Annotated in this window: 13 protein-coding genes and 1 pseudogene; 9 read left to right on the top strand and 5 right to left on the bottom strand. The window is 51.7% G+C overall.

The genetic code is table 11. From position 1 onward, the window contains the following. Positions 1-221: 221 nt before the first annotated feature. Positions 222-587 carry a histone-like nucleoid-structuring protein, MvaT/MvaU family gene (locus RHP74_RS29550; protein WP_311096830.1) on the top strand — a complete coding sequence of 122 codons (366 nt, stop codon included), beginning with the start codon at positions 222-224 and terminating at the stop codon, positions 585-587. 425 nt (positions 588-1,012) lie between these two features. After that, positions 1,013-2,305: a hypothetical protein gene (locus tag RHP74_RS29545; RefSeq protein WP_311096829.1), complete on the top strand. Its 1,293-nt coding sequence runs from the start codon at positions 1,013-1,015 to the stop codon at positions 2,303-2,305. A 52-nt stretch (positions 2,306-2,357) separates the two neighbouring features. On the opposite strand, the gene RHP74_RS29540 is transcribed toward RHP74_RS29545, so the two are convergent. Genes RHP74_RS29540 through RHP74_RS29525 form a run of 4 tightly spaced genes read right to left on the bottom strand, consistent with a single transcriptional unit; the run spans position 2,358 to position 8,594 of the window. After that, the gene (locus RHP74_RS29540) at positions 2,358-3,812 is read right to left on the bottom strand and encodes a hypothetical protein (RefSeq protein ID WP_311096828.1); all 1,455 of its coding nucleotides are present in this window, start codon (positions 3,810-3,812) and stop codon (positions 2,358-2,360) included. Then, positions 3,799-4,356: a hypothetical protein gene (locus RHP74_RS29535; protein ID WP_311096827.1), complete on the bottom strand. Its 558-nt coding sequence runs from the start codon at positions 4,354-4,356 to the stop codon at positions 3,799-3,801. The genes RHP74_RS29540 and RHP74_RS29535 overlap by 14 nt, the downstream gene beginning before the upstream one ends. 1 nt (position 4,357) lies before the next feature. Further along, complete coding sequence (locus RHP74_RS29530; protein ID WP_311096826.1) at positions 4,358-6,514, bottom strand: hypothetical protein; 2,157 nt, start codon at positions 6,512-6,514, stop codon at positions 4,358-4,360. 7 nt (positions 6,515-6,521) lie between these two features. Then, positions 6,522-8,594 carry a hypothetical protein gene (locus RHP74_RS29525; protein WP_311096825.1) on the bottom strand — a complete coding sequence of 691 codons (2,073 nt, stop codon included), beginning with the start codon at positions 8,592-8,594 and terminating at the stop codon, positions 6,522-6,524. Between the two features lie 481 nt (positions 8,595-9,075). Between RHP74_RS29525 and RHP74_RS29520 the strand changes: the two are divergent. After that, positions 9,076-9,474: pseudogene (locus tag RHP74_RS29520) on the top strand (thymidylate synthase); the annotation flags it as partial. A 149-nt stretch (positions 9,475-9,623) separates the two neighbouring features. After that, on the top strand, positions 9,624-10,454 hold the full coding sequence (locus RHP74_RS29515) for a hypothetical protein (RefSeq protein ID WP_311096824.1): 831 nt from the start codon (positions 9,624-9,626) through the stop codon (positions 10,452-10,454). Positions 10,455-10,474: 20 nt separating this feature from the next. Here RHP74_RS29515 and cadR read toward each other — a convergent pair whose 3' ends face one another. Further along, entirely contained in the window at positions 10,475-10,924 is a 450-nt protein-coding gene (cadR, locus tag RHP74_RS29510; RefSeq protein ID WP_010466748.1) for a Cd(II)/Pb(II)-responsive transcriptional regulator, read from the bottom strand. Between the two features lie 84 nt (positions 10,925-11,008). Here cadR and RHP74_RS29505 point away from each other — a divergent pair, with 84 nt between their 5' ends. The 5 genes from RHP74_RS29505 to RHP74_RS29485 all read left to right on the top strand — a co-directional run bounded on the left by RHP74_RS29505 (position 11,009) and on the right by RHP74_RS29485 (position 18,271). After that, positions 11,009-13,294 carry a heavy metal translocating P-type ATPase gene (locus tag RHP74_RS29505; RefSeq protein ID WP_311096823.1) on the top strand — a complete coding sequence of 762 codons (2,286 nt, stop codon included), beginning with the start codon at positions 11,009-11,011 and terminating at the stop codon, positions 13,292-13,294. Positions 13,295-13,310: 16 nt separating this feature from the next. Then, positions 13,311-14,174, top strand: a complete 864-nt coding sequence (locus tag RHP74_RS29500; RefSeq protein WP_010466752.1) for a LysR family transcriptional regulator — start codon at positions 13,311-13,313, stop codon at positions 14,172-14,174. A gap of 223 nt (positions 14,175-14,397) precedes the next feature. Then, on the top strand, positions 14,398-15,474 hold the full coding sequence (locus RHP74_RS29495; RefSeq protein ID WP_010466754.1) for a putative 2-aminoethylphosphonate ABC transporter ATP-binding protein: 1,077 nt from the start codon (positions 14,398-14,400) through the stop codon (positions 15,472-15,474). After that, a complete protein-coding gene (locus RHP74_RS29490; protein ID WP_221107710.1) occupies positions 15,474-17,198 on the top strand; it encodes a putative 2-aminoethylphosphonate ABC transporter permease subunit in 1,725 nt (574 codons plus the stop codon). Before RHP74_RS29495 ends, RHP74_RS29490 begins: the two co-directional genes overlap by 1 nt. Positions 17,199-17,245: 47 nt before the next feature. Then, positions 17,246-18,271, top strand: coding sequence for a putative 2-aminoethylphosphonate ABC transporter substrate-binding protein (locus RHP74_RS29485; protein ID WP_010466757.1), 1,026 nt, complete (start codon positions 17,246-17,248; stop codon positions 18,269-18,271). Positions 18,272-18,294 lie beyond the last annotated feature (23 nt).

The following is an 18,294-nucleotide window of genomic DNA, read 5'->3' as shown; positions in this document are numbered from 1 at the left end:
CTCTTTCCTTATAAAATGTAGGAGCTCGCATTTGCGGACAGATGCAATGTGCCAATCTGACACATCCATCTTACTAATTCTTAAAAGAAATTCCGTCAGCAATATCTGAAGTCCCTATCGATTTTTTCTTCGATCAAATTCAAAAACATTATGCTTCGTCAGCATCATCTGGCATCGATAAATGTTGATATACTTTAAGCATTAATCGATGGAGAGTTACGATGTCTAAACTTGCAGAGTTCCGCCAACTAGAAAAGCACCTCGCTGAGCAGCTCAAGGCTCTCGAAGCGCTGAAAGGCGATGCCGGCCTGAAAAAAGAAATAGAATTTGAAACGAAGTTGCGCGCTTTGCTCGCTGAGTACGGATACAGCTTGCCTAACGTGATCAACTTGCTTGATCCGCAAGCGCGCCGCCGCGCTCCAGCCGTCGAGTCCAAGGCCGGCACCCGTAAGCCACGTCAAGTGAAGGTCTATAAAAATCCTCACACCGGCGAAGTCGTCGAAACCAAAGGCGGCAATCACAAGACTCTGAAGGAGTGGAAAGCAGAAAATGGCGCCGCGACCGTGGAGTCTTGGCTGACCAAGTGATTTTGGTTTGAGTACAAAAGGCCCCTCGTGGGCCTTTTCTGTTACTGCGTTTCCAGTTCCATAGGTCTGGGCATAATTCGTGGCCCGTCCCAATAAGCTTGTAGTGATCAATGCGCAACAGAGATAGCATCTGGCGGAAGTAGGCTGTGGTGATGCATTGGGTCGGACAGCCAGGCCGCTTGGCGTTGGAGTTTGTCCGTGCAGCACACCCTGCATATGACGCGATTGAGAGCGCAATAGAAGACGTACGCCGAGCATTGCCTAACGGACGCCTAATAGAGGTAGCTCTCGCTTCATCACTGACTGCAGGCAGTCATTCGTCAGTGCGTCCACGAGGCGCATTGCCGCTGTCTCGTTTCTCCTGGCTGTCACGTTGTTTGGTATCCTCTTTGAAGCAAATAACGCTTCGTACAGGGAGATTCTTGATGAAGGACAACAGCACATTCCGTGAGGCTGAGCCTGGTTGGGCTAATGCATGTGTGGGTAACAACGGAAACCCTAGTTACGTTGAATACTCGCGAGGATTCTCGCAGGCTGCAAATCTTCTGATCGAGCTAGTGCTGAACGACAGTGGTATGAACCTTAGCGTTGACGACCTCATTTATCCGGTGTGTTTCAATATGAGGCATTCCGTAGAGTTGAGGCTCAAGGGGGCGATTAAAGAGCTCAGTCTAATTGCCGAGCTCAAGAATATCCGCATTGAATTCGATGATGCTGGTTCACACGACATTGGTTCGATTTGGGAATATTTTAAGTCTATCTCCGAGCGGCTAGATGATAGATTTGCGCGGATCAATTCGGTTATCGATCCGACAGTACTTGATATAGCAAGCGTTGACGCCACAGGGCAGACCTTTCGCTACCCGATAAGTAACACTAGCCAAAAACATTTGACTGAAGTGGCATCAATAAACTTTCGTGTTTTGTTCAAAAAATTTGCAGAGCTTGAAGAAAATCTGGACAAGCTTCATCAACTTACTCAGTTTCTTTGTGAGGAGTATCAACAAGGTACATTTACGGGAAAGCTTAGTCGGCCACAAATATATAGTGTGGCCAAGAGACTACCGCCAAAATCGACGTGGGCTGGCGGAGCATTGGAACCGGTTAAACACGCTATTCGCTCGGAATATGGAATCACGAGCAATGATTTCGGAAAAGTGCTTGGGAAAATCAAGTCTCATTACTACCTTTCGAGCTTGATAGATGATCCACTACCATTGCTAGGTATATCTGAGGAAACGATTTTAGAGTTTTTTGATCACTGGGTTCGTCGCCATCCGATTTTCCGAGAAAGGCACAAAATAGAGATCGTGAATTTTTCCGTACTACATAAAAAGAGCCTGGTTGAAGACATTATTTTTTCTGAGAAAGTTTGGGGGGAAATCTACAATCAAATGCGAGCTTCATTAACACCTGGCGTCGTGGCAGGACTGAGATCGTTGTTCTACTTCGCGCGCGAAAATATTTTCGTTGAACGCTATCAGCTGATTTATGAATATGAATTAAGAGCCTCGGCTGCAGCTTCCGATTTAGAAGATGAGCTTAAGCATATTTTTAACAAAACTAATGGCTTGAAAAATGTTTTGATATCTTTATTTGCTTTAGGCCGCGTAGACTTTGCCGAGGCTTTAATAAGCAAGTATCAGCTAAGTTACCATTTTATCGATAGTGCAAGATCTCGAACGCTGTTCGCATACCCGGATTGCTCGGGGTATTAAGTCTGTGACGAAAAATACGTCTTGGACTTATTGTAATATATATATAGCGAGATCACGCTTTCCTAAATAATTTTTTCATAAGCGCTTCGAAATTGTTAAGGTCAGTTTGTATCTCATCTGCTAATGATTTATTTCGCCGCGCTACAACCTTTGTTGTTCGCCTAAGAGACGCGGATAGCTGCATTCCTTCAGTGTAGAGGTTGTTTTGTTCTATAAGCTCATCGGCTTCAGCAAAAATGAATAAGTCATTGATGGCTAGATTTATATAGCTCCATAAAGATCGAATAGACTTATGGCCGGTCTTAGTGGCTATGCGCTTCAAAATGCTTTGAAACAGAACATCGTCGCTGAAATCATATCTATCTTGCGTTATCGAAAACTCCTTCAAATACAGTTGGATCTCCTTCGTTATAAAGCGATGACGGAACATAGACATGCAGACCTTCTGGTTGGCATGCCCCGCTCTGGTTACTAGGCGCTGAAACTCTTTTGTTAACGCTAGTCGGGTTAATTGTTGGCCATTGTTAGTCAGTAAAAAAACGTTTGATCCACTTACAACACGCCCATGCTTTTTCAGATTGGCTAAAAAGGCGCTTCGTGCCCTTAGGTATCGTGCTACGCGACTTCCTTCACTCATCGAAAGATAAAACGTGCGTAAAATAGGTTTGGAGTTTCGTGTCTTTTTTGTGGGAAGGAGAATGGCTCCAGAAGAAAGATGGTCACGATTTTCGTCAACCGGAATCTCTGTCAGTTCAGCAGGTCTTAAACCAGATCTTTTAAAGATCCACAAACAAAAAGTTCTTCGCTCGTACAAATAATCGGTAATGTAATTTTTGATGGGCTGTTCTGTTTTGTATCCATTTGATGTTGTGGGATCTATTGGAATACTATTCTCAAGACTGGTAATTACCTCATTGGATATAGGTGACTTTTCTCGTATTTGACTATTTTTTGGTGGCATGGCCATGTGATGAATGTACCGGGCACGAGTATATGAGCTCTGTTTCCAGGTTATTGTTATTTTTGCATTAACTTCCGCAGTGCCGATCAAGATTCTATCGCTAAAGTAAATTTTAGAGTTCTGAAACCACATTAAAAAACGCAATGAAAGTTTGAGAATCTGCCGTATTTGATTATTGCTTGCTCTTTTTCTTTTGCCAGCTAGGATTGTGGGGGTTTTCATTTGACGGACGAAGTCAAAAATATCCTGATCGTTGAGTTCGTGAAAGTTCTTTTTATTATTGTGGCAGAATTTAATTAAGTGCGTAAGCTGTGAGGCATATGTTGTGATTGAATCGCCTGTTAAGTTCAAAGCTTGCTCGGTCAGCCAGTAGTTAACGATCGCGCAAGGCCGACCGTCTGGCCAAATAGTTAAAGCTAATTTGGCAAGCTCGTTAGTTTGAACGCTTAACTCTCCCGCTACATTGGAAATTCGAATGTATGACGGTAATAAGACTGAGTCGTAGGTCGTGAAAAGCTGCCCTCTCATAAGCTTACCGCCTTTCATTGAGCCAAACGATATTGGGGTCGATATTTGGGTTTGGAACTGTCGAAACAATTGAATCAAATTTGGCTCGGCTGTTTTGGATTACTTGGTTTATCGCGAGTTTTGACTTTTCGTCAATCCTTCGATTGCCAGGTCTGATTAGCGAATTGATCTGCGTTAATAATTCAAAATAGGCTAGGCTGCATAATTGCGCGTGCAGTAGACAAGATTTTGCCTGTTCTTTAAAGTTGTCATTATTACTAATTTTTGGATTGCTTTTTTTAACTTTCTCTAGGCTAATATTCCAAGCTGATTCGCGCAGCGATTTGATCTCATACCAAGCAGAAGGATAGCTATTCTCCTGAGGGTTATATAAAATAGCCTGAGAGGCATTCTTTAGCGAGTTATATGATGTTGGCTTGTATGTTGCTGTTTCTAAAGTGCAAAACTCTCTTAGGTTAATTAGCTTCGAACACTCAAGTTTTGTTGGTTTATAATCTCCTGCTATTATTCTGCGCAGCCATGTAATACGAGATTTTGCATTATCGAGTGTGCGCATTTTCATGTTAGAGCTCCTTGTATCGTATAGCTATTTCTAAGTCGCTCACAGTCCCGTGTTCAGTTTCAATTTTTATAGTGTAAGGTCGGACTGAATATATGCCGGAATCTTTCAGGTCAATAAGAAAATCAAAATAATCTTTGCCACGAATGCCTTCTATCTTTGAAACGCCAAAATGATTTTTTACTCGGTTGTACAATTGCACAAGCCCTGATTCAGCGTCGGGGATATTTCCATCTTCCAATCTCAGTAGTTTCTGGTCGACATATTCGGCTTCAATACGCGAAATTTCGGTGCCTGGGCAGTTCGCCTCAAGATACGCGTAACTGTGTTCCGCATTCGTATGGCTTGCCATCCACCGAACAGTATCTAAAACATGATACTTTCCTTGCCAAAACAGAGTGATAAGAAAGAATTTTCGCATTTCATGGATGCGTACATACCAGCGCCGTCCATACTCGTCAATATCCGTACCGGCGATGTCGCAAAGTGTATCAATACAATAATTAATTCTCCCGGATAGGTCTTTATAACCAGGTTGTGAGAACGATTTGTTTTCAGGGAAATAAAATAATTTTTCGGCCATCTTGCTAGTATCGCTATATAGAAAACATGCTTCTTTTTGAAGCCGCTGGAGCAAGGTTATTGCCCTCGCAGTTATGTAAGGAATCGGTTTTGCTGCATCGAGGTTAAAGTCTTCGAAACCACTTTTACCTACTTTGTGCTCAAGCCAATAGCTGATTTTTTCGTTACCCAGCGCAATCAAGCAATCATTTCTGAGATCAGCGATCTCGTCATCTCTGGACGGCTTAAGCATCGCAATAAGTACAGCGCAGGAACCTATCAATGCTCGCATTGCAGTTCGGACACCGTGGGTCGAATTAAGATCTAAGTCAAAACCCGATCTTAAAAACTCTTCATTAATAGATTTGTTAAGTGGCTCAGGCACCAGTGTATTAGGATTTCTCACCTGAATTTCGCTCGCTTTAGAAGCAATTTGTATGGAGAGTAATTGCAAAGTCTTGATCCCGTCTAAACCTTTGCGCTCTAGTAGAAGTTTTTGCTTTATAGTATCGAGGATCAATGTAACCAAACCGTCTCCATAACATGTAACCCATTTACTAGATTCTCGGAGGACTTTCAGACCTGTAGAAAGTGATATGAGTTTGGTATGGGAGGATGATTCACAGTTTTTTTTGTTCGCGTTTACGAGCGATTCGATATCGAATTCGTCTTTTACTGGAATTTGATCGGGTAGTTTTTTATTGCCAGACAAGAATTGAGTTAAGTATTCTGAATTTTTAACAAGCGAAGCAATGGATGCCCGTTTACTCAATGCTTCATTGACCGTTAGGGTATTTTGGCTTTGGTGCTTGGAGCCTTTTCTGGCGGAAGACAATATTCCTTTGAGCGTTTGTCGTCCTTCAAACTGCTGTAGAAACAATCGCATTTTCGTAGTATTGAATGCGGTAGGATGCGTGCCAAGGCTTTGAGCTAGGTAGCTTCTGGAGATTCTGGATTTCTCCCCACGTCCAGAAATCAAACCCCTGTTTTTCAGTGCAGTATGAATGCGATGCGCAATATCGCTCGTGATATCAAATGGAGCCAATATTAAGCCACTGTACTCGTCATCCATATCACACTGATTTAACAGCGCTGACAACGCTCTTGGTATGTAGTCGAGGGCCTCGCTCCAGCCATCGATGCTTAAAGCTCTGAATAACGTCGACAGTCCGTCTTGATCGAGATCCATAAATCCATTTTGTTTAGGGCGATAAATGTGTTGGTGTAAAATCAACCAGCTGGCTAAGTTTTTTATCCAACCTACACCACCTACTAAATTGTCCGGCGTACAACTGTGGCCAAGCAGGCCGGATTTCATAACAAAAGCCCAGCGTTGAATTGTATTGAGCAAGATTTTGTTTTCTTGATCCAGTAAATTACTGCGGTCTGGAAGTGTGCTTTCGAAATTAACTTTTTTTACGTTTGACCAGTTGCCGTTTGTAAATTCTTCTTTTCCGGCATTCGACAGCAACCAAACTGCAGAACCTTCACCACCCTCAAGTAACCAACTAGCTTTTAAAGGCCCTCTAAAAACGTCAAGCTTATCTTGTGCCTGCGCTAGCAAACGGAATATGTATTCGTCTTCACAGCCAGTTTTCATAACTAACCTAAGCTACTGTTATTTGCTTAATGGAGGCCAAAGCGATCGACTTGTTTAATAAAGCTTTTTTGTTCAAAGCCTGGAAATCGAGGTGGGAGTCGCCTTGAATATTCGAGCGAACAATATCACACTTGTAATCTGTGCCGACTGGCTGTTCAGCTGTCGCTTGAAGTAACACTGCAAGATCAACCAGAGCGCACCTTAATATATCATCCATTGAGAACTGTTCTTCTGATGCCCAATCTGCATAGGTATAAAGGGCAGTAAGGGATTGCTCACTAAGGTTTAATGACAGGGCATTTCTGCAATGGCTTTCGACACTATTGTCGGGTTGATATAGCCTTTTAAGTTCGGAAGACAAATCACTTTGGTTATTCTCTGATGAGAGGGCACTTAAAACAAACTGTTCCAGATCTAGCAGTGTATGAAAGTCCGAAGCCTCAAGCAGCCAAGGTGCTCCTGCACATGCTATAAGAATCAAAGTCTGTTGAAATATTCTAGCATTTCGTTCGTTCCTTTTTCGAATAAGCCATTGCGGAAGGTAGGACTTCATTACAATTCGCTCAGTATTACCAAGAGCCTTTGCCATGCGCCTTACAGAACCCGTTTCTAACCAAACTATGATTCCCCGAGTACTTCGTATAGCAGAAAGATTAAAGTTTTCCTTGGCTACCTTCTTACGCTCAAAATTTTCCTTGGAATAGTCATACCATGGTAGTCCCGAGCCGCCCTTCATCTGCAGGGATATGTTGTTTGGCGGCCCAAATCCGTTCCTAGTCGCTACGAGGAATAAATAATTTGCTGCACCTGGATTGCTGGGAGTTAAGTAGTCCCTAATTAGTTTTGTGCAGTCGATAATGTCGAGAACTACTTGCGTGGATATCTCAGGGGTGAGGACTTGAAATCGCTTTACTGCTCTGTCTTTGGAGAGGCTAAGAATGACTTCTTCTGAATTCTCAAGGAGCGTAATATATTTCTTGCCGTCTTTGTCTTCATATTGGGCTGAACCGATGGTGTCTGGATTTATTGAGCAATCTTCATCAATTAGAATGGCTGAAGCAACGGCACAATCTCGGGCGCTGAACATTCCCAGCAGCCTTGAAATTACTTCAGGAAAAGGCATTTTAGGGTGGGTCAATTTATCTAACATTTCCCTAGCAGTGCGCTGAATCATATCAATGTAGTAGCCGTTAAGATGTTTCCTGAAGTAACGCGCATTTTGTATTTCTGTAATTGAAATGGCTTTGATTTCGCCTCGTAAAAAAAGCCGCTGGAAGCATGCTAGAAACCAAGCGAGAGTCAATTCAGGGGTACTAAATTTTATAAGAGGCGTCTTGGTGTGCGAGGCTGACTTAGGTTCGTTAATCTTTCCGATCTCTTCATCTAGTAATGAAGAAGGTATTAGCTCAACAAGTGACCTTCCTAAGGTATGACATTGTTTCATCTTGCGCCAATAGTCTTGGGCTTCTCGCTGAACGGAATTTGCAGTGCTAAGAAGTTCTTTTTTGATATCGTCGAAGTAGATTTTCTCTGACTTTGCGTAAGAAAAGTCTATTAAATACTTTTGTTCAATATTGTTCACTCGTCCGCTTTGATATTTTCTCTTCCCGGTCAATACTTGGCTTTCGCTACTAGCGCTGCGGCTTCGTTCCGTTTTAATCCTGGAATCTGGAATCACCGTGTTTCGCGGAACAATGCCTAATAGCTTAAGATTCTCGATATATGCTTTGCCGACAGTCCAATTATTTAAGCGCGTTTTAGTTGACGCCTTAGTGTGGCTGTCATCAGTTAGGTAATATCGAAAGAAATTTAGAAAAAATATATCCCAGTTCTCTATGTTGGCTAGTTCTACTTGGTTGATTCTAATATATCTAAAGTGGCTTTTCACAAATGGTAAGATGCAGGAGTGTAATTTTTTTCCGAAGCAAGTATTCAACAATGCTTTGGCAAAAACTTCCGCTTCACAGTGTTTAATTATTTCAGGATAGCGGATGGGCAGGCATTGATACCCTTGTCGCAGCCTTTCGTTTGGTATAGTTAACAATATTTTCCTGTCTTCTTCTTTAACTTTAACTTCCATGGTTGTCACCGTAGAATATTTATATTTATCCTAAGGAGTGAAGTAAGCGAGCGTCAATAATTATTTCTTACTGCGGTTGATGAAACTCATAACCTGTTGAGCTGCAACGTAATATTTAGGGTTGCTTTGCTGTCAATATATAAGTATCGTTAGAGTATATGCTCTAAAATGCGCGTAATGTTTACATGCTTTGATGGTTTGCATTATGGAAAAGCAACTTTCTCATGTGGAAGGTGTAATTGGCATGAGTGCTGTGTGGTTTTAGATTTCGTTAAGCTATCTAAGAATAGAATTCGTAACTATTGAATTTATGAGTAGCTAATCAGCTGCCCAAGTGGCTGGTGCCGTTTGGATGGGTAGCGATTACACCTGATCTCTCGGTGTCAAATTCTCGGTGTGAAAAACTTGAGAGGCGATATGTATATCACTCTAATTTTAATGGGCTTTGTAATTTTGACACCGAATACCCTGTCCACAAAAGTGCCACCTGCTGTACCAGTTCCACCCGAATGTCGAGACCAGGGAAATCTCCCTGACGCTCTACATCCGCTCCAACGACCTGGGCCTGGGCACGCCGTTCAACCTCACCGAAGGCGCCGCGTTGCTGAGCCTGATCGGCCGACTGACCGGCTACACACCGCGCTGGTTCACCTATTTCATCGGTGATGCCCACGTTTACGAAAACCATTTGGACATGCTCAACGAACAGCTCAAGCGCGAGCCGTTCCCGATGCCGAAACTGGTGATCAGTGACCGTGTGCCGGAGTTTGCCGAGACCGGCTTGTATCAGCCGGAGTGGCTGGAGTTGATCGAGCCGAGCGATTTCTCGCTTGAGGGGTATCAGCATCACGCGCCGATGACGGCACCGATGGCCGTCTGATTGTTTGACGGGCAGGGCTGTTTATTAGAAACGGTTCTACCTGACTGTCATTTCTGCCAGTAGGCGAATAAATGAGAGGGTGTTTGACTGATCACGAGGCCATCAGGCCGTGGTCAGCAACACCCTCTTTTTATTTCAGGAGCCTTGTCATGAATAACACTGCGGCCGGTGGAACGGACGGCTTTTCGGAGCGACATTTCGGCACAAGCCCTCTAAGGAGCGGATTGACAGGAGCGCCGTTCATTGGCTGTGAAAGCCAGTCGGGGCTCTTTCATTTCATTCCGGGCCTCGATCCATGGGGATGCGTGGTGCCCATGGAGGTTTTCACCGGCGCACCGATCTTCGTCGATTCACTTCGAGTGGTCGTGGCGGTAAACGATAGAGAATTTCAGATCGGCGATCAGGTTCGAGTGCAATGGGCGGCGTTTGGCGGTTCGGGGGGCAATTATCAGTCGCAGCCGCAGTCCGTACAGAGTTTTATGCCGTTGCATTTTGTTGTGCCCGACGACACGGCAAGGCAGTTTGAAGGAGACCGGGTCGAGGCCATTTTTGTCATCGAAAGAGGCGGGGGCGCTATACCTTCTGCATCATTGCTCATGACCTTCGCCCCGGCACTGATTCAAACCGGCCCGGTTTCTATTGAGGGCGTCTCTGAGGGCGTTCTGGAGATTGACCCACATCCCGATGGCGTCGTTCTGACCATTCCGCGGATTGAAAACCTGCGAACAAACAACGCCATTGAAATGCTCTGGGTAAGTAGCGCGAATGGCGGGCAGGGCGGAGCCTGGAGAGACTATCAGCGCAAGTTGACGGTCAATCCCGATTCACCCCTCAAGTTTCGGATTGAGCCCTCTGTCTATCAAAAGCATCGCGGTGAGACCGTTCACCTGCGCTGCAGCCTTTTTCTGGGCTCGGGCATGGTCCCGGGCATCGGTTACGGCATGGGGCATCGAGGCATATTGGAATTCAAGTTGATCTAGTCGCTGATGTGGCGATGGGGCTAATGCCCATGACTCCTGCCGACATGGGAATGCTCAACTTCCGTCGCCACCACCCCGCCACTCACTTCCAGCCGCTGCAAAATCCCGCACTGATCAATGTCCGGGCCCTCGCCACAGCGTTGGCGCAGGTCGAGCAGTTGCGTCTGTAACGCCATCAATCCGTCGATCCGCGCTTTCACGTGATGAATGTGCTCGTCGATCAACGCGTTCACGCTTTCGCACTGATCCTGCGGACTGTCGCGCAGGGCCAGCAGGCTGCGGATCTCTTCCAGGGTCATGTCGAGCGTGCGGCAGTTGCGGATGAAGGTCAGGCGTTCGGCGTGGGCCTGAGTGTAGACGCGGTAGTTGCCGTCGCTGCGGGCGGGCTCCGGCAGCAGGTTTTCGCGCTCGTAGTAGCGGATGGTTTCGACGGCGCAGTCGGTGAGTTTCGCCAGTTCTCCAATCTTCATGACAGCAATCTCCAAAAGGGTGCTTGACCCTATAGTGGCTACAGGGTCTTTACTTGGCAACAGGCACCTTCATGGACGCAACCAATGAGCGATTCCCTTCACACCCACAAACCCGAGGCTGATCACGATCACGATCACGATCACGATCACGATCACAGCCACAAGCTGCAGCCTGTGCAGAAGCATGACCATGGCGGGCACGGCGACTCCTGCTGTTCCTCCAAGGCGGCAGCGCCTTCGCTGATCAAGTTGAGCGACACGCCGACCGACGGCGCGCGGCTGAGCAGCTTCCGCATCGACGCCATGGACTGCCCGACCGAGCAGACGCTGATCCAGAACAAACTGGGCAAGCTTGCGGGGGTGCAGCAACTGGAATTCAACCTGATCAATCGGGTCCTGGGCGTGACCCATGACCTGCCGAGCACTGCGCCGATCATCGAGGCGATCAAGTCGCTGGGCATGGTGGCTGAACCGATGGAACAGGGCGCCGAAGCGCCAGCGCCGATCGCCGAGAAAAAGCACTGGTGGCCTCTGGCACTGTCCGGCGTGGGTGCGCTGGCGGCAGAAGTGATCCACTTCACTAGTGCCGCGCCGGACTGGGTGGTGGCGATCATCGCGCTGATTTCGATCCTCAGTGGCGGCCTCACCACTTACAAGAAGGGCTGGATCGCGCTCAAGAACCTCAACCTGAACATCAACGCGTTGATGAGCATCGCAGTCACCGGCGCGATCCTGATCGGGCAATGGCCGGAAGCGGCGATGGTGATGTTCCTGTTCACCGTGGCCGAGTTGATCGAGGCCAAGTCGCTGGACCGGGCGCGTAACGCCATTGGCGGCTTGATGCAGATGACCCCGGAACAGGCGACGGTGCAGCAAGCCGACGGCAGCTGGGTCACGCAAGAGGTCAAAACCATCGAGCTCGGTGCGCGAGTGCGGGTGCGTCCCGGCGAGCGGATTGGCCTGGACGGCGAAGTCGTGTCGGGCAGTTCGACCATCGATCAGGCGCCGATCACCGGCGAAAGTCTGCCGATCGAGAAGACGGTGGGCGATAAGGTCTTCGCCGGCACCATCAACCAAGCAGGCTCGCTGGAGTATTCGGTCACTGCAGCGGCGAACAATTCCACACTGGCGCGGATCATCCACGCCGTGGAACAGGCCCAGGGCGCACGGGCGCCGACCCAGCGCTTCGTCGATCAGTTCTCGAAAATCTATACCCCGGCGGTGTTCCTGCTGGCCTTGGCCGTGGCGGTGATTCCGCCGCTGTTCATGGGCGCCGTCTGGTTCGAATGGATCTACCGCGCGTTGGTCTTGCTGGTGGTCGCTTGCCCATGCGCGTTGGTGATTTCCACTCCGGTGACCATCGTCAGCGGCCTCGCCGCGGCGGCACGCAAAGGCATCCTGGTGAAGGGCGGCGTTTATCTGGAAGGTGGCCACAAACTCGATTACCTGGCCCTGGACAAGACCGGCACCCTGACCCACGGCAAACCGGTGCAGACCGATTATGTGTCGCTTGATCCCACCGCAGACGCCACTGCCCCGGCGATTGCCGCAGCGCTGGCCGGTCGCTCGGACCACCCGGTGTCGTTGGCCATCGCCAATGCGGCGGTGGATAAACAATTCGCGCCGCTCGTTGTGGATAACTTCGAAGCCCTGGGCGGTCGCGGTGTACGCGGGGAAATCAACGGTCAGCTCTACCACTTGGGTAACCATCGCCTGGTGGAGGACTTGGGCCTGTGTTCGCCTGCGCTGGAAGAGAAGCTGTTTGCCCTGGAAAAACAGGGCAAATCGGTGGTGCTGTTGCTCGACAAGTCCGGCCCGTTGGCGCTGTTTGCCGTGGCCGACACGGTGAAAGAGTCCAGCCGCGAAGCGATCCAGCAGTTGCACGATCTGGGCATCAAAACCCTGATGCTGACCGGCGACAATGTCCACACCGCCCAGGCGATTGCCGCGCAAGTCGGCATCGACGAGGCCAAGGGCGATCTGCTGCCCAACGACAAGCTGCAAGCCATCGAGGCACTTTATGCACAGGGCCATCGTGTTGGCATGGTCGGCGACGGCATCAACGATGCGCCGGCGCTGGCCCGCGCCCAGATTGGTTTCGCAATGGCCGCCGCCGGCACCGATACCGCCATCGAGACCGCCGATGTCGCCCTGATGGACGACGATCTGCGCAAGATCCCTGCGTTCATCCGCCTGTCGCGTCGAACCTCGACCATTCTCAAACAGAACATCGCCCTCGCTTTGGTCATCAAGGTGATCTTTCTTGGGGTAACCTTCGCCGGGATCGCCACCATGTGGATGGCGGTGTTCGCCGACATGGGTGTCAGCCTGTTGGTGGTGTTCAACGGTTTGCGCCTGCTGCGCAAGTAAGCGATGAGGGACGGGTGTGCTGAGTGCCGAGCTGAAGGCGTTTTACATGGTTGCCCGCCTGGGCAGCATTACCCTGGCGGCGAAAAAGCTCGGCCTGAGCCAACCCACGGTGACCACGCAGATCCGCCATCTGGAAAGCCAGTATTCGGTTGAGCTGTTCTACCGTGGCGGCCGCCGCCTCAGCGTCAGCGATGAAGGCGCGCGGCTGTTGCCGATGGTCAAGGCGCTGTTGCAGCAGGAAGCCGACATCGAGTTTTTCCTGCGCAACAGTGGCCAGGTCCAGGGCACATTGCGCATTGCTGCTACTGCGCCGTATTACATCCTCGACCTGGTGAAGACTTTCCGCGAGCGCTTGCCGCAAGTGGAAGTGTCGGTGGAAATCGGCAACTCCCAGCAGGTGCTGGAAGCGCTGGAGGATTACCGGGTGGATGTCGCGGCGTCGTCACAATTGCTCGATGACGCGCGACTGATTCGGCGGGTGCTCGGCAGCGATCCGCTGGTGTTGGCGGTGCATCGCAACCATCCGCTGGCGGCGCACGATCATGTGCCGCTCAGCGCGTTGGCCGGGCATACCTTGTTGATGCGCGAATCAGGCTCGACCACTCGACGCCTGACCGAAGAATTGCTCGCCAGCGCCGGGGTGAGTTTCGGGCCGTTGCTGGAAATTGGCAGCCGTGAATCGATTCGCGAGGCGGTGCTGCGCAACATCGGCATCAGCATCATTGCCCGACAGGAAGTGCCGCATGACCCGCAATTGCGCGTGCTGACGATTGAGAATGCGCCGCAGATTCCGGAGTATCTGTACTGCCTCAAGGAGCGCAAAGGCGCGCGGTTGCCGGCGGCGTTCCTGGGTTTGGCGCAGGAAATGGCCCCCGCGTGAGATTTGTGTTGAATGTGAGGGCGCCTTCGCGGGCAAGCCTCGCTCCTACAGGTGATCGCATTCCCCTGTAGGAGCGAGGCGGGCCCGCGAAGGCGTCCGTCAGTGCACCAACGTATCCAACCCAAATTCTTGAATACCACTATCAGCCGATTTTGCCTCACTGCCACATGACGGACGCATTACAAACCTAGGATGGGCTTCATCTGCTTGATGAGGCCTGTCCATGAACCACTCGATCGCAACTGCCCTGACCAACCCCGGCGCCCCGATGAAAGTGCGCGGTGTGCAGAAACGCTTTGGCGCCTTCACCGCGCTGGACAATGTTTCCCTCGACGTGGCGGCCGGTGAACTGGTGTGCCTGCTGGGCCCGTCCGGCTGTGGCAAAACCACGTTGCTGCGTTGCATCGCCGGCCTGGAGAAACAGGACAGCGGCGAGTTGTACCTCGGCGATCGCGACGTTTCCCACCTGGCACCCCAGGCCCGGGACTACGGCATTCTCTTTCAGTCCTACGCGCTGTTCCCCAACCTCACCGTCGAAGCGAACATTGCCTACGGCCTCGCCGGCAGTGGTCGTGATGAAGTGCGCAAACGTGTCGGTCAGATGCTGGAACTGGTCGGCCTGACCGGCAGCGAGAAAAAGTACCCCGGCCAGTTGTCCGGCGGCCAACAGCAACGTGTCGCGCTGGCTCGGGCATTGGCGCCGGCGCCATCGTTGTTGCTGCTGGACGAACCGATGTCGGCCCTCGACGCCCGGGTTCGCGAGCATTTGTGCACAGAACTGCGCCAACTGCAGCGCAACCTCGGCGTCACCACCCTGATGGTCACGCACAATCAGGACGAGGCCATGCTGATGGCCGACCGCATCGCCGTGATGAACAACGGCAAGGTCGAGCAGTACGCCACGCCGCAGGACATCTACGACCGCCCGGCCACGCCGTTTGTGGCGGAGTTTGTCGGCCAGGGCAACTGGCTGCCATTCAGCCGCAGCAGTGACAGCCACGCCCAGGTCGGCGGGATGAGCATGCGCCTGGCGGATGGCAGCGCTAAAACCACGTCGGGCCGTCTTTTTTGCCGACCGGAAGCGATCAACGTCAACCCGCCGGTGCATGAAGAAAACCTGTTCCCGGCCAAGGTTCGCGAGATCACCTTTCTCGGTAACCGCTGCCGCATGAGCTTCGAACTCGATCAACTGCCCGGCCACGCATTGCTGGCCGAACTGGCACCGGAAGCCATGCCGCGCCTCGGTGCGCAGCAGATCATGGTCGCCTTGCCCCCGCGCAGCCTGCAGGTGTTTGCCTGATGAGCGCGAACATCGCGCTGCCGATACCGCACAAGCAGGTTCGGCAGACCTCCCGTGCCGAGATCGGCGACCGGGTGTTCGTGGTCGGCGGCAAACTCCTTTTATTGGTGTTGCTCGGCCTCGCGGTGTTGATGCCGTTGTTGGCGATCTTCTGGCGCGGTTTCAGTTCCGAGGCCGGGCAGGGCGGTGGCCTGGTGGCTGCGCGCGAATTGGTGACCAGTGCGAACTTCCACTGGTTGCTCGGCAATAGCCTGAAAGTTTCCCTCAGCGTGGCGGCGATCGTCGTACCGCTGGCCTACCTGTTTGCCTACGCATTGCAACGCACGTTGATTCCCGGCAAAGGCATCTGGCGCGCAATTTCGTTGTTGCCGCTGATGGCGCCGTCGATGCTGCCGGGGATTGCGCTGGTTTATCTGTTCGGCAATCAGGGCATGTTGCGCGGCTTGCTCTCGGACAATATCTACGGTTTCTGGGGCATTGTTCTGGGCGAGGTCATTTACACCTTCCCACACGCGCTGATGATTCTTCTGTCGGCGCTTTCCCTGGCGGATGCGCGACTTTTCGATGCCGCCTCCAGCATGGGCGCCAGTCCGGCGAAAGCCTTTCGCAGCATCACCTGGCCAGCGACCCGTCAGGCCGTGTTCGCGGCGTTCTGCCTGGTGTTCACCTTGACCATCACTGACTTCGGCGTGCCCGTAGTGGTCGGTGGCGACTATCAAGTGCTGGCGCTGGAAGCCTACAAGGCCGTGGTCGGCCAGCAGCAATTCGGTCGCGGCGCGTTGATCGGCATGGTCCTGCTGCTGCCGGCACTCTTCAGTTTTGCAGTCGATGCCTGGTTGCGTCGACGTCACGGCGACGCCATGAGCGGCCGCGCCCAAGTCTTCAAACCCGCGCCGTCGAAGCGGCGGGACGGTTGTTATCTGGCCATCGTGCTGCTGATCTGCGCGGTGTTGCTACTGGTGTTCGGCATGGCGGTGTTCTCCTCGCTGGTGAAGTTCTGGCCGTACAACCTGTCGCTGTCGCTCAACCATTACCAGTTCAGCGACACCGCGGGCGGCGGCTGGCTGGCCTACGGCAACAGCGTAAAAATGGCTTTGTGCACGGCGTTGATCGGCAGCGTGCTGATCTTCACCGGCGCCTACCTGATGGAGAAAACCAAAGGCCAGCGCGGACTGAACCTGACCTTGCGCATGCTCAGTTTCGTGCCGATGGCGGTGCCGGGTCTGGTGCTAGGCCTGGGTTACGTTTTCTTCTTCAACCTCAGCGGCAACCCGCTGCATGTGCTCTACGGGACCATGACGCTGCTGGTGGTCTGCACCATTGCTCACTATTTGACCACCGCACAAATGACCGCGACCACGGCGCTACGTCAACTCGACGCCGAGTTCGAGGCCGCCGCGTTGTCACTCAAGGCGCCGCTGTATCGGCACTACCTGCGAGTCACCGTGCCGATCTGCCTGCCGGCGCTGCTGGACATCGTGCGCTACCTGTTCGTCTCGGCCATGACCACCGTTTCAGCCGCGATCTTCCTCTACAGCCCCGACACCATCCTCGCAGCGGTGGCGGTGCTGAACATGGACGACGCCGGCAACGTCGGCGGCGCGGCGGCGATGTCGACCCTGATTCTGTTCACTTCGGCAGGCGTGTCCCTGCTGCTGGCCTGGGCCTCGCGCGGCTTGCTGCGCCGTTCCCAGGCCTGGCGGCAGACCGCTCCTGGTAAATAAATCTGTCCCCATAAAAGACCAACCCTCAACTCAAACAGGAAAAGATCATGTTCAAGCCTATGGCCCTGGCCGCTGCTGTCCTCACCGCTTTCAGCCTGAACGCCTTCGCGGCGCCAACCGAGTTGACGGTGTACACCGCCCTCGAAGCCGAGCAACTGAAGACTTACAAAGAAGCCTTCGAAAAGGCTAACCCGGACGTCGAGATCAAGTGGGTGCGCGACTCCACGGGGATTATCACTGCCAAACTGCTGGCCGAAAAAGCCCGCCCGCAGGCTGATGCGGTCTGGGGCCTGGCGGCGTCGAGCCTGGCCATCCTCGATCAGCAGGGCATGCTGCAAAGCTACGCGCCGAAGGACCTGGGCAAGATCGGCGGCAACTACCGCGATGCCGCCAACCCGCCCGCGTGGGTCGGGATGGACGTCTGGGCGGCGACCATTTGCTTCAACACCGTCGAAGCCGAAAAGCAGGGTTTGACCAAGCCGGTCAGCTGGCAGGACCTGACCAAGCCTGAGTACAAAGGCAAGATCGTGATGCCCAACCCGGCCTCGTCCGGCACCGGTTTCCTCGACGTCAGCGCCTGGCTGCAAACCTTCGGCGAGAAGCAGGGCTGGCAGTACATGGACGACCTGCACCAGAACATCGGCCAGTACGTTCACTCCGGTTCCAAGCCTTGTAAGCTGGCGGCTTCGGGTGAATTCCCGATCGGCATTTCCTTTGAATACCCGGCGGTTCAGCTGAAGCGTCAGGGCGCACCGCTGGACATCATCCTGCCGAAGGAAGGCCTGGGCTGGGAGATCGAAGCGACCGCTGTGATCAAGGGCACACCACACGAAGAGGCGGCGAAGAAACTGGCTGACTTCTCGGCCAGCCCGGCGGCGATGGAGCTTTATAAAGAGAACTTCGCGGTGCTCGCGCAACCGGGGATTGCCAAGCCGCAGACCGAATTGCCGGCGGATTATGAGCAGCGTTTGATCAAGAACGACTTTGCCTGGGCGTCGAAGAATCGCGACGAAATCCTGAGCGAGTGGCGCAAGCGGTATGACGGCAAGTCCGAGAAAGTGGCTGCCAAGTAAGATCTCTATCGGCTGAAGGGCCT

The sequence above is a fragment of the Pseudomonas sp. SG20052 genome, from assembly GCF_031766055.1.
Taxonomy (GTDB): Bacteria; Pseudomonadota; Gammaproteobacteria; order Pseudomonadales; family Pseudomonadaceae; genus Aquipseudomonas; species Aquipseudomonas mandelii.
This window is presented reverse-complemented; position numbering and strand designations above follow the sequence as displayed.

Excerpts from the sequence above, each read along its gene's own strand:
- RHP74_RS29530 (WP_311096826.1), bottom strand. The coding sequence starts at position 6,514 with ATGAAAACTGGCTGTGAAGACGAATACATATTCCGTTTGCTAGCGCAG.
- RHP74_RS29495 (WP_010466754.1), top strand. The coding sequence starts at position 14,398 with ATGAACCACTCGATCGCAACTGCCCTGACCAACCCCGGCGCCCCGATG.
- RHP74_RS29515 (WP_311096824.1), top strand. The coding sequence starts at position 9,624 with ATGAATAACACTGCGGCCGGTGGAACGGACGGCTTTTCGGAGCGACAT.
- RHP74_RS29540 (WP_311096828.1), bottom strand. The coding sequence starts at position 3,812 with ATGAAAGGCGGTAAGCTTATGAGAGGGCAGCTTTTCACGACCTACGAC.
- RHP74_RS29545 (WP_311096829.1), top strand. The coding sequence starts at position 1,013 with ATGAAGGACAACAGCACATTCCGTGAGGCTGAGCCTGGTTGGGCTAAT.
- RHP74_RS29525 (WP_311096825.1), bottom strand. The coding sequence starts at position 8,594 with ATGGAAGTTAAAGTTAAAGAAGAAGACAGGAAAATATTGTTAACTATA.
- RHP74_RS29505 (WP_311096823.1), top strand. The coding sequence starts at position 11,009 with ATGAGCGATTCCCTTCACACCCACAAACCCGAGGCTGATCACGATCAC.
- cadR (WP_010466748.1), bottom strand. The coding sequence starts at position 10,924 with ATGAAGATTGGAGAACTGGCGAAACTCACCGACTGCGCCGTCGAAACC.
- RHP74_RS29485 (WP_010466757.1), top strand. The coding sequence starts at position 17,246 with ATGTTCAAGCCTATGGCCCTGGCCGCTGCTGTCCTCACCGCTTTCAGC.
- RHP74_RS29535 (WP_311096827.1), bottom strand. The coding sequence starts at position 4,356 with ATGAAAATGCGCACACTCGATAATGCAAAATCTCGTATTACATGGCTG.
- RHP74_RS29550 (WP_311096830.1), top strand. The coding sequence starts at position 222 with ATGTCTAAACTTGCAGAGTTCCGCCAACTAGAAAAGCACCTCGCTGAG.
- RHP74_RS29490 (WP_221107710.1), top strand. The coding sequence starts at position 15,474 with ATGAGCGCGAACATCGCGCTGCCGATACCGCACAAGCAGGTTCGGCAG.